This window comes from Aminobacter niigataensis (genome assembly GCF_014200015.1).
Classification (GTDB): Bacteria; Pseudomonadota; Alphaproteobacteria; order Rhizobiales; family Rhizobiaceae; genus Aminobacter; species Aminobacter niigataensis.
In genome coordinates, this window is record NZ_JACHOT010000004.1 from 306,710 (window position 1) to 320,045 (window position 13,336).

Below are 13,336 nucleotides of genomic sequence, written 5' to 3' on the forward strand. Positions count from 1 at the left end.
AGAAAGCCGGAGGCGGCGAACCGCCTCCGGAGATGTCGGGATCGTGGTCAGTCGTACAGCACGGCTGCGATGTCGGGCTGGTCGATGTTCGACTTGTCGTAGTAATAGAAACCGGTGTCGATGTTCTTCTCGACCGCTTCGCCCTTGGCCGCCTTTACGGCCGCTTCGACGGTTTTGTAGCCGATGCCGACCGGGTTCTGGGTGATGGCGCCGGCCATTTCGCCGTCGCGGATCGCCTGCTTCTGCTGGGCACCGGAATCGTAGCCGATGATCACCAGCTTGCGGCCGAGTTCCTTGGCGCCGTTGACGACGCCGATGGCCGAGCCTTCATTGCCGCCGAACATGCCCTTCAGGTCGGGGTTGGCCTGCAGGATGGCCTTGGTGATCTCGGTCGACTTGAGATGGTCGCCGCCGCCATATTCGATCGACACGATCTCGACCTTCGGATGGGCCTCCTTCATGCGATTGACGAAGCCGTCGCGCCGGTCGATGCCGGTGCGGCTGGTCTGGTCGTGCACCAGCACCGCCACCTTGCCCTCGTCGCCGATCAGTTCGGCCATCTTGTCGGCGGCAAGGGCTGCCGCTGCGATGTTGTTGGTGGAGGCGGTGGCAACGGGGATGTCGCTGTCGACGCCGGAGTCGAAGGCGACGACCGGGATCTTGGCATCCTTGGCCTGCTGCAGCAGCGGGATCGCTGCCTGGCTATCGAGGGCGGCAAAGCCGATCGCCGCCGGCTTCTTGGCAAGGGCCGCTGCCAGCATGTCGATCTGGCGGTCGACCTGGGACTCCGAATCTGGACCTTCGAAGGTGACCTCGACGCCGAGATCGGCGGCGGCCTTGTCGGCACCTGCCTTCACGGCCTGCCAGAACTGGTGCTGGAAGCCCTTGGAGATCAGCGGGATGTACATCTTGTCCTGGGCCATTGCCATGGTCGAGCCGTAGCCGAGGATCGTCATGGCGCCGAGGGCGCCAAGCACGGTGCGTCTAGTGAACATGTTTCCTCCAATTGATCGTTGGTTGATCGTTTCCGTGGGGCGCTTTCGCCCTCTTCTTGATGTTGGCGCAGCACGTCGGCGCTGCGCGAAGCAAGCTTTCCTCAAAGCCCGCGGCGCCGCAGAATGTCGGTGTAGACGGCGAGAATGATGATGAGGCCCGTGACGACGGTCTGCCATTCCTGGGCGACCGAAAGGATGCGCAGGCCGTTGGCAAGCACGGAGATGATGAGCGCGCCGATGAGCGTGCCGATGATGGTTCCACGGCCACCGGAGAGCGAGGTGCCGCCGATGACGACCGCGGCGATGGCGTCGAGTTCGTAGCCCTGGCCGAGCGCCGGCTGCGCCGAGTTGAGGCGCGAGGCGATCAGCAGTCCGGCGATGCCGCAGATGGCGCCGGCGAGCGCATAGACGGCGATCTTCCAGCGGTCGGTGTTGACGCCGGAAAGCCGGACCGCCTCCTCGTTGGAGCCGAGTGCAAAGGTAAACCGCCCGAGGATGGTGCGCTCGAGGATGAAGCTCGTCGCAATCGCAACGAGAAACAGGATCAGCACGCCGTTGGGGATAGGCAGGCCGGGAATGACGGTGCCGATGAGCGAGCCCTGCGAGATCTGGGTGAAGCCGGGCGTGCTGTTGAAGTAGATCGGCCGGGTGCCCGAGATGACCAGCGACAGGCCCTTGAGGATCAGCATCATGCCGAGCGTGGCGATGAAGGGCGGGATCTTGAGCTTGGCGACAAACGTTCCGGAGGCGATGCCGCTTGCCGCGCCGGCCAGGATGGCGGCGAGCACGCCGAGGCCGAGTGGCATGCCCCATGAGGTCAGCACCACGCCTGCGACGACGGCGCAAAAGGTCATCAGCGTGCCGACCGACAGGTCGATGCCGCCGGTGATGATGACAAGCGTCGCCGCAATCGCCAGCACGCCGTTGACCGACGTTGCCTGCAGGATGGCGATGATGTTGGAGGTCTGCATGAAATTGGGCGAGGCGAGGCTGAAGACCACGATCAGCGCAATCAGGCTGGCAAAGGCCAGAAGCCTGTGCTGAGCGCCCGAGAAACGCGAGGCGGTCGAGACGTTCGCCGTGGATGCGGTCGCACTCATTTGGCCTCTCCCTTTGCCGGCTTATCTTGTTTGTTGTGGTTGGCGGCCTCGCCGCGAAGCGTGGCGAGATGCATGATCTCTTCCTGGCTGGCGCCGCCTGAAAGAATGCCGGTCAGCCGGCCCTCGCACATCACGGCGATGCGGTGGCTGAGCCGCAGTATCTCGGGCAGTTCGGACGAGATGACGATGATGGCGCGGCCCTGCTGGGCCAGTGCGTTCAACAGCTTGTAGATTTCGTTCTTGGCGCCGACATCGATGCCGCGCGTCGGCTCGTCGAAGATCAGCACCTCGCAGTCGCGCAAAAGCCACTTGGCGATGACGATCTTCTGCTGGTTGCCACCCGAGAGCAGGCGCACCTCCTGCCGGTCGGACGGGGTCTTGATGGCGAGCTGGTCGATGTAGCGGCTTGCTGCCTCGTGCATGGCCGACTCGCGCAACAGGCCGCCCGGGCCGGCGAAGCGGGACAGGCTCGCCAGCACGACGTTGTTGCGCACGTCCATGCCGGTGGCGAGGCCGAAATGTTTGCGGTCCTCGGAGAGGTAGCCAATGCCGGCGCGCACGGCGTCCTGCGGCATGCGGATGTCGACCTTCTTGCCGTGCACGAAGATGTCGCCGCTGTCGCGGCGGTCGGCTCCGAATATGGCGCGGGCGACCTCGGTGCGCCCGGCCCCCATCAGGCCGGCAAAGCCGAGGATCTCGCCCTTGCGGACGGAGAACGAAACGTCGCGGATGACCGCGCCGCGATTGAGATTCCTGACCTCGAGTACGACCTCCGCGTTCGAATGGTCGGGCACTTCAGGGCGATCCTCGGTGAGCGCGCGCCCGACCATCATCGAGATGATCTTTTCCACCGGCGTGTCGGCGGCAGGGACGGTGCCGATATATTCGCCATCGCGCATGACGGTGACGCGGTCGGCGATGCGCTTGAGTTCGTCCATCTTGTGCGAGATGTAGACGATGCCGACACCCTCGGCCTTGAGCCTGGCGATGATGGCGAAGAGCTCGTTGATCTCGGCGTCGTTCAGCGCCGCCGTCGGCTCGTCCATGATCAACACGCGCGAGCGGTAGGACAGCGCCTTGGCGATCTCGACCATCTGCTGGCGGGCGATGGTCAGCCCGCCGACCAACGTGCGCGGGTCGAGCTTGAGATGCATGCTGGCGAAGATTTCGGCGGCATCGGCATTGAGCTTCGCCTCGTCGAGCAAAAGTCCCGCGGCCTTGCGCGGCTCGCGGCCGATGAACATGTTCTGCGCCGCGGTCAGATGCGGCATCAGGTTGAGTTCCTGATGGATGATGCCGATGCCGAGGTCCTGGGCCTGGCGCGGCGAGTTGACCTCGACCGGCTTGCCGTCGAGCAGGATTTCCCCGCCGTCGCGGCGGTAGATGCCGGCGAGGATCTTCATCATCGTCGACTTGCCGGCGCCGTTCTCGCCCATCAGGGCGTGGACCTCGCCTGCGCGCAGGTCGAGTTGGGCATTGTGCAGCGCGCGCACGCCGGGGAAGGATTTCTCGATGTCCTTCATCGAGACGAGGGCGTTCATGCGCGTCCTCCTTCGATACCGTAGAAGCGTGCTGCGGTGCCGCCGAGGATCGCTGCGCGTTGCGACTGGCCGAGGCTCTGGAGCAGGCGTTCGGTTACCTCGTCCCAGAAGGGGAAGGACGCTGCCAGGGTCAGCACCGGCCAATCCGAGCCCCAGATCAGGCGATCCGGCCCGAACCAGGTGAGCAGGCTGTCGACGGTGGGGCGGAGGGCTTCGGCGGCAGCCTTCGGCGTCGTCCTCAACTCCGCCGGCAGTTCGGTCAGCAGGCCGGACAGCTTGCAGCACAGATGCGGGTGGCCCGACAGTTCGGCCATGCCGAACTTCCACATGGCATGGCGCGGGTCGTCGGTCGGTGCGGCGAAGGCGGGTTTCGCGGCGTGGTCGATGACGACAGGCAGGTCGGGATGCGTCTCGACGAAATGCCTGAGCGACTGCAGGTGCTGCGGCAGGACCAGCGCGTCGAAACGCAGGCCGAGGCGCTTCAGCGCGGCGACGGCTTTTCCGCTGGGACGGGTGGCGATCCAGTCGATGTCCTCCAGGTCCTGCAGCATCGGCCGCACGCCCTTGAACAAAGGATTTTTTGCGAAGTTTTCCAGGGAAGCGACGCTTTCGGCTGACGACAGGTCGACCCAGCCGACGATTCCGGCGACGGCCTTGTCGTTGCGGCCCTGGTCGAGCAGGAACAACGTTTCAGCTTCGGTGGGGGCTGCCTGGACGAGGATGCGCCTGGCGATTCCGGCCGCCTCGGCCAGCGGGCGCATCTCGGCCGGACCGAAGTCGCGGTAGATCGGGGCGAGGTGGGCGGCGCCAGGCGTCAGCCAGCCGTAATCGCCGCGCTGGAGCGTCCAGTAGTGGCAGTGGCCGTCGATCCTTTCGATCATGGCCGCCGCTCCGCCTAGATGGTGACGCCGCCGTCGACCAGGACGGCCTGGCCGGTGACGAAGCGGGATTCGTCGGACAATAGGTAGACGACCAGCGGCGCGATGTCGTCGACGGTGGCGAGCCGGCCGATGGGCTGGCGGGCGATGAAATCCTTCTCGGCCTGCACGGGATCGGCGGCGGCAGCGATGCGGCCGCGCAGCGAGGGCGTGTCGACGGTTCCGGGGCAGAGCGCGTTGCAGCGGACGCCGCGGCGGACATAGTCGGCGGCCATGCCTTTGGTGAAGCCGATCACCGCCGCCTTGGTGGCGCCGTAGAGCAGCCGGTTGGGGAAGCCTTTGATCGACGAGGCCATGGAGGCCATGTTGAGGATCGACACGGCGCCGGTCTTTTCCGCCTGCTCCAGCATGCCGGGCAGGAAGGCGCGGGTCGTGCGGTACATGCTCTTGACGTTGAGGTCGAAGCTGAAATCCCAGTCCTCGTCGCTGCAGTCCATGATCGTGCCGTTGTGGACGAAGCCGGCGCAGTTGAAGAGGCCGTCGAGTGCTGGCTGCTGCCTGGCAAAGGCGGCGACTGCCGCGCCGTCGCGCACGTCGAGACGATGGGTCTCGATGCCCGTGCTCTCGGCCGACAGGGCTTTCAGGGCATCGTCATTGATGTCGGTGGCGACGACGTGGGCGCCCTCTTTGGCGCAGGCCAGCGCGCTGGCGCGGCCGATGCCCTGGGCAGCGGCGGAAATGAAAATGCGTTTCCGGCTTAGTCGCATAACCGTCGCTCCTCCCAGCAAACTGCTTGCGCTTCTGTCTATATACGAACATACTATTCATAAATGAACCGACCTTGCAATGGGAAATGTGAGGCGGTGGCGAGGGAGGAATTCGCGCAATGCCAAAAAGGCCGATCAACGCCGCGAACGACCAGGACAAGGACGAGCGCTACCGGGCGCCGGCGCTCGACAAGGGGCTCGACATATTGGAGCTCCTGTCAGAGCAGCCGGGCGGCTTGACCCGTGCCGAGATCGTCAAGGCGATGGGGCGGGGGCCGAGCGAGGTCTACCGCATGCTCGAACGGCTGGTGGCGCGCGACTATGTCAGCCGCTCACCCGAGGGCGACCGCTATGCGCTGACGATGAAGCTGTTCATCCTCGCCCATCGCCATCCGCCGGTGCGCCGCCTGGTGGCGCGCGCCTTGCCGCTGATGGACGCCTTCGCCAGCGAGGCCGGGCAGTCCTGCCACCTCGTCGTTCCCGAAGGCGGCGCGGCACTCGTTGTCGCGCATGCCAGCTGTCCCGGCAACTGGGAGTTCGGCATCCGCATCGGCGCCCATATCGAGCTCTTGACCACCAGTTCCGGCCATATCCTGCTCGCCTTCCTCGACGAGCAGGCGCAGTCGGAGCTGGCGATGCGTTGGGAAGGCACGAAGCAGGCCGAGGCGCGGGACAGGCTGGAGCCGGTGCTGAAGGCCTATCGCGAGGCAGGGCACCGCGTCGGGCCGAGCCAGCAAATGCGCGCCATCGAGGATATCTCGGTGCCGATCCTGTCGCCCGACGGCTACGCGATCGCCGTGCTGACCTGCCCCTACATCCAAAGGCTCGACGACAAGCAGGCCGACATCGACCAGACGCTGTTGTTGCTCAAGGATGTCGCGGCGAAGCTGTCGCTGTCGTAGGCGGGCTGAATACTCTTTGCTCTAACTCTTTCTATTGGGCAGCTCAGCGCTGCCCCTCACCCTTGCCCTCTCCCCGCAAGCGGGGAGAGGGGGCGTCGACGTTTCCGCTGACCTCTTCTGTGTTGTGGAAGTGGGCGTAGTCGTCGCAGCCGGCTTCCTTCGCCCCGTTCACGGGGAGAAGGTCCGGTAGGGGATGAGGGGCGGCTGTTCCCTTTCAGGAGAGGTGCCGACCCTTCGACAAACTCGCAGTTGGATGAGGGCAGGTTGGTCGGAGCGCCTCACGCCTCCGGCGGCACCACGCCCTTGCGCACGGCGAAGTCGGCGTAGAAGCGGCGTTCCTGGGTCTGGATGACGGCATAGGCCTTCCTGGCACGCTCGTAGAAGGCGAAGCGCTCGATGCCGACCATCTTCGTGCCGGTGCCCTCGATCAGCTTGCCGACCTCACGCTGGACGTCCGGGATCTCGTCCGGCTTGCCGACGACCTCCATGCGGCCGAAGGCATCGTCGACGAAGGTGTCGACGGGCATCACCGACAGCACCGCCTTCATCACGCTGACGATGTCGCCATCGATGCGCAGCGGCCGGCCGAACACCGTCTGCCTCGCCATCGCATCGGCCGGGAAGTTGGCGTCGGCGATGATCAGGTCGTCGCCATGGCCCATGGCACGGAGCACGTAGAGCACGTCGGGGCCGAGCAGCGGGTCGATGCCAAGGAGCATTTTTGTCACCTGAGATGCGGGTTGCGGATTGGCTGTATCCAGAATTGCAGGCAAGTGCTTCGGCGTGCAAGCCGCCAGGGCATTTTCGCGTTTGCCGAATTTGCCCTAGCCGCCGCGCACGAATCCTTCCGACGCTACCAGAAGGTTGCGCGTGTAGTCCTGGGCCACGTTACGCGTGGCGAGGTCGCCGGCCTGCAGCCGCTCGACCTCCTCGCCGCTCTGCATCACCATCAGCCGCTCGCACATATGGGTGATGACGCCGAGGTCGTGGCTGACCATGACGAAGGTCAGCTTGCGGTCGCGGCGCACCTGTTCGAGCAGGTTGAGCACCTCGGCCTGGACCGAGGCGTCGAGCGCCGAGGTCGGCTCGTCGAGCAGCAGGATCGATGGCTCGAGGATCAGTGCCCGGGCAATCGCCACGCGCTGGCGCTGGCCGCCAGACAGCTGGTGCGAATAACGGAAGCGGAAGCCGGAACCGAGGCCGACCTCGTCGAGCGCGCGCTGGATGCGTTTTTCGGTGTCGGCGAAGCCGTGGATGTCGAGCGGTTCGAGCAGCAGCCGGTCGACGGTCTGGCGCGGATGCAGCGAACCGTAAGGGTCCTGGAACACCATCTGGACCTGGCGGTAGAACGCCTTGTCGCGGGTCTTGCCGAGGCGCTGGCCGGAAACGTCGATGGTGCCGGAGGTCACGGGCGCCAGACCGGCGACCGCGCGCAGCAGCGTCGACTTGCCGGAACCGGATTCGCCAACGAGGCCGAAGGATTCGCCCTGCGCAACGGTCAGGCTGACATCCTTCAATGCGATGAAGTCGTCATAGACGACGCGCAGTTTGTCGATCGCAAGCGCAGGGGTCACAGCAGCCACTCCGGCTGGCGGTCGAGCACGGGCAGCGGGTGCCGGCTCTCGCCGATCTTGGGCATGCAGTTGAGCAGGCCCTGGGTGTAGGGGTGCTTGGCCTGCGACAGTTCTGAAGCCTTCAACTCCTCGACGATCTTGCCGGCATACATGACGATGACCCGGTCGCAGAAGGTCGAGACCAGGCGCAAATCGTGGGAGATGAAGACCAGCCCCATGCCACGGTCGATCACCAGCCGGTCCAGGATGCGCAAGATGTCGAGCTGGACGGTGACGTCGAGCGCCGAGGTCGGCTCGTCGGCGATCAAGAGTTCGGGGCCGGCGATCAGCATCATCGCGATCATGGCGCGCTGGCCCATGCCGCCCGAGACCTCGTGCGGGTAAAGGTCGTAGACGCGCTTGGGGTCGCGGATCTGAACGGCAGCAAGCATGTCGAGCGCGCGCTGGCGCGCCTCCGACTTGCCGACCTTCTCATGCGTGCGCAGCGTCTCGACGATCTGGCGGCCGATGGTCATGACCGGATCGAGCGAATATTTGGGATCCTGCAGGATCATGGCGATGCGGCTGCCGCGCAAGGCCCGCCGTTCGGCCTGCGACGCCTTCAAAAGGTCGATGCCGCTGAATTCGAGCCGCTTGGCCTTGATCTCGGCCTGCTGCGGCGTCAGCCCCATGATGGCGCGTCCGGTCTGCGACTTGCCCGAACCAGACTCGCCGACGATGCCGAGCCGCTCTTGGCCGAGCGCGAAGGAGACGCCGCGCACCGCCTCGACCACGCCGGTGCGGGTGGGGAAGGAGACGCGCAGGTCTTCGACATGCAGCAGCGTGCTCATTGGCCACCGCTGCGGGTATCGAGCGCGTCGCGCAGGCCGTCGCCGAGCAGGTTGAAGCCGAGGCTGACGATGAGGATCGCTGCACCGGGTGCTGCGGCCACCCACCACTGGTCGAGGATGAAGCGGCGGCCGGAGGCGATCATGGCACCCCATTCGGGCAGCGGCGGCTGGGCGCCGAGGCCGAGGAAGCCGAGGCCGGCGGCGGTGAGGATGATGCCGGCCATGTCGAGCGTCACGCGCACGATCAGCGAGGAGATGCACAGCGGCATGATGTGGCGCAGCACGATTCGCATCGGCGAGGCGCCCATCAGCTTGACCGCTGAGATGTAGTCGGAGTTGCGCACCGTCAGCGTTTCGGCGCGGGCGATGCGGGCATAGGGCGGCCAGGAGGTCAGGGCGATGGCGATGATGGCGTTTTCGATGCCGGGCCCGAGGGCGGCGACGAAGGCCAGTGCCAGCACCAGCTTGGGGAAGGCGAGGAAGATGTCGGTGATGCGCATCAGCACCGCATCGATCCAGCCGCCGGCATAGCCTGCGGCGGTGCCGACCAGCAGGCCGATGGGGGCGGCGATGATCGCCACCAGCACGATGACCTGCAAGGTCAGGCGCGAGCCGTAGATCAGGCGTGAGAGGATGTCGCGGCCCTGATCGTCGGTGCCGAGCCAATAGGTGGAGCTGGGCGGCAGCAGGCGGGCGTTCCTGAGGTCGCCGATATAGGGCGAATGGGGCGCGAGCAGGGGTGCTGTGGCGGCGACGAACAGCAGCAGCAGGATGATGCCGAGGCCGATGACGGCGAGCTTGTTGGCGGTGAAGCGGCGCCAGGTCAGGTAGGTGCGGCCGAGCCGCGCCTGCATGCGTGATTGCGGCCGGTCGGTTAGCAGCCATTCGCGGCGGGTCATTGCTGTGTCGCTCATCTGATCCGCGTCCTTGGGTCGAGCAGGCGATAGAGCAGGTCGGAGAACAGGTTGAGTGCGATGAACACCGACCCGATGATGATCGTGCCGCCCAGCACCGCGTTCATGTCGGCGTTCTGCAGCGAGTTGGTGATGTAGAGGCCGAGCCCTGGCCAGGCAAAGACCGTCTCGGTCAGCACCGAGCCTTCAAGCAGGCCGGCATAGGATAGTGCGATCACGGTCACCAGCGGCACGGCGGCGTTGCGCAGCGCATGGCCCCAGATGATGCGGGTTTCCGACAGGCCCTTGGCGCGCGCGGCGACGATGTATTCCTGGCTGAGCTCGTTGAGCATGAAGGAACGCGTCATCCGGCTGATGTAGGCGAGCGAGAAATAACCGAGCAGCGAGGCCGGCAGGATGATGTGGGCGAAGATGTCCTTGAAGGCAGCCCAGTCGCGGTTGAGCACCGCGTCGAGCAGGTAGAAGCCGGTGATCGGGGTGAAGGTGTATTCGAACACCACGTCGATGCGGCCGGGACCGGCGGTCCAGCCGAGGCGGGCATAGAACACCAGCAGCGCCAGCAGCCCGAGCCAGAAGATCGGTACCGAATAGCCGATCAGGCCGATGATGCGCACGATCTGGTCGGCGAGGCTGCCGCGCTTGACGGCGGCAAGCACGCCAAGCGGGATGCCGAAGGCCGCCCCGATGATGGTGCCGACGGTGGCGAGTTCCATCGTCGCCGGGAAGACGCGGCGGATGTCGGCCATGACAGGGTTGGTGGTCAGCACCGAGGTGCCGAAGTCGCCCTGAAGGACGCCTTTCACGTAGAGATAGAACTGCTGGTAGTAGGGCAGGTTGAAGCCCATCTCGATGCGCGTGCGCTCGACGACATGGGCCGGCGCGCGGTCGCCGACGATGGCCAGCACCGGGTCGATCGGCACGACGCGGCCGATGAAGAAGGTGACGGCCAGCAGGCCGAGATAGGTGGTGGCCACGATCACCACGAAACTGGCGACCGCCTTGAGAATGGCGGAGGCGCGCCGGTTGGCGCGCCTCGCTTGCGTCTGGTTTTCCATGCTGCTCAAAGGTCTGATCCTATTGGGATCATTCCTTGGTCACGGGAGCGACGAAGTTCGAATCGAAGTTCGGCCCGAGCTTGTAGTTCTTGACGTTGCCGCGCAGGCCGGCAACCTCGGTCTGCTGGAAGATCAGCACGAACGGGCTGGTGTCGAGCGCCGCCTGCTGCAGTTCCTTGTACATGGCGGCGCGCTTGTCGTTGTCGCGCTCCAGAAGGGCTGCCTTGGTCTTCTCGGTCAGCTCCGGCACGTCCCAGGCGTTGCGCCAGGCCAGCGTCTTCACGGTGCCGTCGTCGGCGTTGTTCGGGTTGGAGGTGAAGGTCTCGGCGTTGGAGTTCGGATCCCAGTAGTCCATGCCCCACTGGCCGATATACATGTCGTGGTTGCGGGCGCGGTACTTGGTCAGCGTCTGCTTGCCGTCGCCGGGGATGATCTCAACCTTGACGCCGGCCTGGCCGACGGTCTGCTGGAACGATTCGGCGATGCCGGTGACAGGCTGGGTGTTGCGCACATCCATGGTGACCGAGAAGCCGTCCTTCAGGCCTGCCTTCTCCAGCAGTTCCTTGGCCTTGGCGGGGTCGAAGGTGAACGGGTTCGAGTCGAGCGCGCCGAGCACGCCCTTGGCCTGGTAGGTCTGGCGGATTTCGCCGATGCCCTTGATCAGCGTGGCGCCGATGGCGTCGTAGTCGACCAGGTACTTGAGCGCCTGGCGCACTTCCGGCTTGGCCAGGTTCTCGTTCTTCTGGTTGAGGCTGATGTAATAGACCGTGCCCTTGGGCGCGCTGGTGGTGGTCAGCTCGGCGTTCTTCGAAACCGCTTCGAGGTCGCCCGGCTCAAGGTTGCGGGCGACATCGATGTCGCCGGCTTCGAGCATCAGGCGCTGGGTGGCGCTTTCCTTGACGTGGCGATAGATGACGCGGGCCAGTGCCGGCTTGTCGCCATAGTAGTTGTCGTTGCGCTCGAGCACGAGGATCTCGTTGGCACGCCAGTCGCGGATCTTGAACGGTCCCGAGCCGGCATAGCCGGTCTTGAGCCAGCCATTGCCGAAGTCGTTGTCGAACTTGTAGTCGTCGGTCGGCGTGACCGGGGCGACATGCTCGAGCACCAGCTTGCTGTCCATCACCGCGCCGACGGTGGCGGTGAGGCAGTTGAGCACGAAGGACGGCGCATAGGACTTGTCGACGGTGAAGACGAAGGTGCTGTCGTCGGCGGCCTTGGCCTTCTCGGCGACGTTGTCCTTAGTCAGGCCGAACTGGGTGAGGATGAATGCCGGGCTCTTGTCGAGCTTGACGACGCGCTCGAACGACCAGGCGACGTCGGCGGCGGTGATCGGGTTGCCGGAGGCGAACTTCAGGCCGGGCTTGAGCTTGAAGGTATAGGTCAGGCCGTCGTCGGAAACGGTCCAGCTTTCGGCGACGCCGGGGCGCACCTTGGTGGTGTCGTTGATGTCGAGGCGCACCAGCATGTCATAGGCGTTGCCGAGGAATTCGGCCGGGCTGAGCTCGAAGGATTCGGCCGGGTCGAGCGTGATGGTGTCGTCGATGGCCCAGGCCTGGACCAGCGTGTCGGCCGGCGTCACCGCAAGCGCGGGTGCCGCAAAGACCATCGCCGAAAGGGCTGCGCCTGCAAGCAGCAGACGGAATTGTCCGTTCATTTTACCAAGCATCATTTTTCAGTTCCCCAAGTTGACGAATTATTTGTTGTTAGGCTGCCGCTTCGTGCCAGGCCGAGCGCAAGACCCTCAGCCAGTTGTCGCGGCAGATTTTCGCCAGATCGGCGTCACCATATCCAGCGTTCCGGAGGGCCGCAACGAGCTTCTGAAGCCCGGCGGCGTCGCCGATCTCGGCCGGGATCGTGGCGCCGTCGAAGTCGGATCCCAGCGCCACGCCGTCGATGCCGACATGCTCGACCATGTAGTCGATGTGCCGGACCATGTCCGACAGCGGGGTGTCGGCGCTCTTGGCGCCGTCCTCGCGCAGCATGGTGACGGCGAAGTTGAGCCCGACGAGGCCGTTGCTTTCCCTGACGGCGGCAAGCTGCTTGTCGGTCAGGTTGCGGCTGATCGGCGTGAGGGAGTGGGCGTTGGAATGGCTGACGATCAGCGGCTTGTCGCTGAGCTTCGCCACATCCCAGAAGCCCTTTTCGGTGATGTGGGCGAGATCGATGGCGATGCCGATGCGGTTGCACTCGCGGACCAGTCTTTTGCCGGCTTCAGTCAGGCCGGGGCCGGTGTCGGGGCTCGACGGGAAGGCGAAGGGCACGCCGTGGCCGAAGATGGTGTTGCGGCTCCATACCGGGCCGAGCGAACGCAGGCCGGCGGCGTAGAAGACCTCGAGCGCGCGGAGATCGGCGTCGATCGGCTCGCAGCCTTCCATGTGCAGCACGGCGGCAAACTTGCCTTCGGCCTCGGCGGCATCGATGTCGGCGCCGTTGCGGCAGATCTTCCAGCCGCCGGCACGCTCGATCCGGAAGGCGATCGACGCCATGTCGAGGGCGATGTCGAGCGACGGTGCGCGTTCAAGCGGGGCCGAGAGCGGAATGGCGTAGTGGCCGTTGCCGTCGCGGGCGTCGTCGCCAATGTCGCCGGAGGTGATGTAGATGGCGCAGAGGCCGCCGGCGAGGCCACCTTTCCTGGCGCGCGGCATGTCGATATGGCCCTGCCTGGTGCCTTCGATGAATTCGGCCACCGGGTCAGCACCCTTGGCGGCGTTGGTCCACAACCGGAACAGCACATCGTTGTGACCGTCGAAAACTGCCTGCATCATGCACTCCTGTCAGGG

General features: G+C 65.3%; 13 protein-coding genes. 1 reads left to right on the forward strand and 12 read right to left on the reverse strand.

The features are described from left to right. Positions 1-47 precede the first annotated feature (47 nt). The 5 genes from GGQ99_RS16695 to GGQ99_RS16715 form a co-directional block, all read right to left on the reverse strand. Complete coding sequence (locus GGQ99_RS16695) at positions 48-995, reverse strand: ABC transporter substrate-binding protein (protein ID WP_108606233.1); 948 nt, start codon at positions 993-995, stop codon at positions 48-50. A 101-nt stretch (positions 996-1,096) separates the two neighbouring features. Next, complete coding sequence (locus GGQ99_RS16700) at positions 1,097-2,095, reverse strand: ABC transporter permease (RefSeq protein ID WP_108606234.1); 999 nt, start codon at positions 2,093-2,095, stop codon at positions 1,097-1,099. After that, on the reverse strand, positions 2,092-3,636 hold the full coding sequence (locus GGQ99_RS16705) for a sugar ABC transporter ATP-binding protein (RefSeq protein ID WP_183263393.1): 1,545 nt from the start codon (positions 3,634-3,636) through the stop codon (positions 2,092-2,094). Before GGQ99_RS16705 ends, GGQ99_RS16700 begins: the two co-directional genes overlap by 4 nt. Beyond that, positions 3,633-4,517 carry an amidohydrolase family protein gene (locus GGQ99_RS16710; RefSeq protein WP_183263394.1) on the reverse strand — a complete coding sequence of 295 codons (885 nt, stop codon included), beginning with the start codon at positions 4,515-4,517 and terminating at the stop codon, positions 3,633-3,635. The genes GGQ99_RS16705 and GGQ99_RS16710 overlap by 4 nt, the downstream gene beginning before the upstream one ends. Before the next feature lie 14 nt (positions 4,518-4,531). Further along, positions 4,532-5,281: an SDR family oxidoreductase gene (locus tag GGQ99_RS16715; RefSeq protein WP_183263395.1), complete on the reverse strand. Its 750-nt coding sequence runs from the start codon at positions 5,279-5,281 to the stop codon at positions 4,532-4,534. Positions 5,282-5,400: 119 nt separating this feature from the next. Here GGQ99_RS16715 and GGQ99_RS16720 point away from each other — a divergent pair, with 119 nt between their 5' ends. Further along, the gene (locus tag GGQ99_RS16720; RefSeq protein ID WP_108606238.1) at positions 5,401-6,183 is read left to right on the forward strand and encodes an IclR family transcriptional regulator; all 783 of its coding nucleotides are present in this window, start codon (positions 5,401-5,403) and stop codon (positions 6,181-6,183) included. A 278-nt stretch (positions 6,184-6,461) separates the two neighbouring features. Here GGQ99_RS16720 and GGQ99_RS16725 read toward each other — a convergent pair whose 3' ends face one another. From GGQ99_RS16725 to GGQ99_RS16755, 7 genes are all read right to left on the reverse strand, one after another. Then, on the reverse strand, positions 6,462-6,902 hold the full coding sequence (locus GGQ99_RS16725; protein WP_183263396.1) for an RbsD/FucU family protein: 441 nt from the start codon (positions 6,900-6,902) through the stop codon (positions 6,462-6,464). A gap of 105 nt (positions 6,903-7,007) precedes the next feature. Then, positions 7,008-7,757, reverse strand: a complete 750-nt coding sequence (locus GGQ99_RS16730; protein ID WP_183263397.1) for an ATP-binding cassette domain-containing protein — start codon at positions 7,755-7,757, stop codon at positions 7,008-7,010. Beyond that, positions 7,754-8,587: an ABC transporter ATP-binding protein gene (locus tag GGQ99_RS16735; protein WP_183263398.1), complete on the reverse strand. Its 834-nt coding sequence runs from the start codon at positions 8,585-8,587 to the stop codon at positions 7,754-7,756. The genes GGQ99_RS16730 and GGQ99_RS16735 overlap by 4 nt, the downstream gene beginning before the upstream one ends. Continuing rightward, complete coding sequence (nikC, locus tag GGQ99_RS16740; RefSeq protein ID WP_108606241.1) at positions 8,584-9,501, reverse strand: nickel transporter permease; 918 nt, start codon at positions 9,499-9,501, stop codon at positions 8,584-8,586. Before nikC ends, GGQ99_RS16735 begins: the two co-directional genes overlap by 4 nt. Beyond that, entirely contained in the window at positions 9,498-10,556 is a 1,059-nt protein-coding gene (locus GGQ99_RS16745; RefSeq protein ID WP_183263497.1) for an ABC transporter permease, read from the reverse strand. Before GGQ99_RS16745 ends, nikC begins: the two co-directional genes overlap by 4 nt. Before the next feature lie 28 nt (positions 10,557-10,584). Next, positions 10,585-12,222 (reverse strand): ABC transporter substrate-binding protein, encoded by a 1,638-nt coding sequence (locus GGQ99_RS16750; protein ID WP_183263498.1) that lies wholly within the window; start codon positions 12,220-12,222, stop codon positions 10,585-10,587. 37 nt (positions 12,223-12,259) lie between these two features. Further along, the gene (locus tag GGQ99_RS16755; protein ID WP_183263499.1) at positions 12,260-13,318 is read right to left on the reverse strand and encodes a dipeptidase; all 1,059 of its coding nucleotides are present in this window, start codon (positions 13,316-13,318) and stop codon (positions 12,260-12,262) included. Between the last annotated feature and the right edge of the window lie 18 nt (positions 13,319-13,336).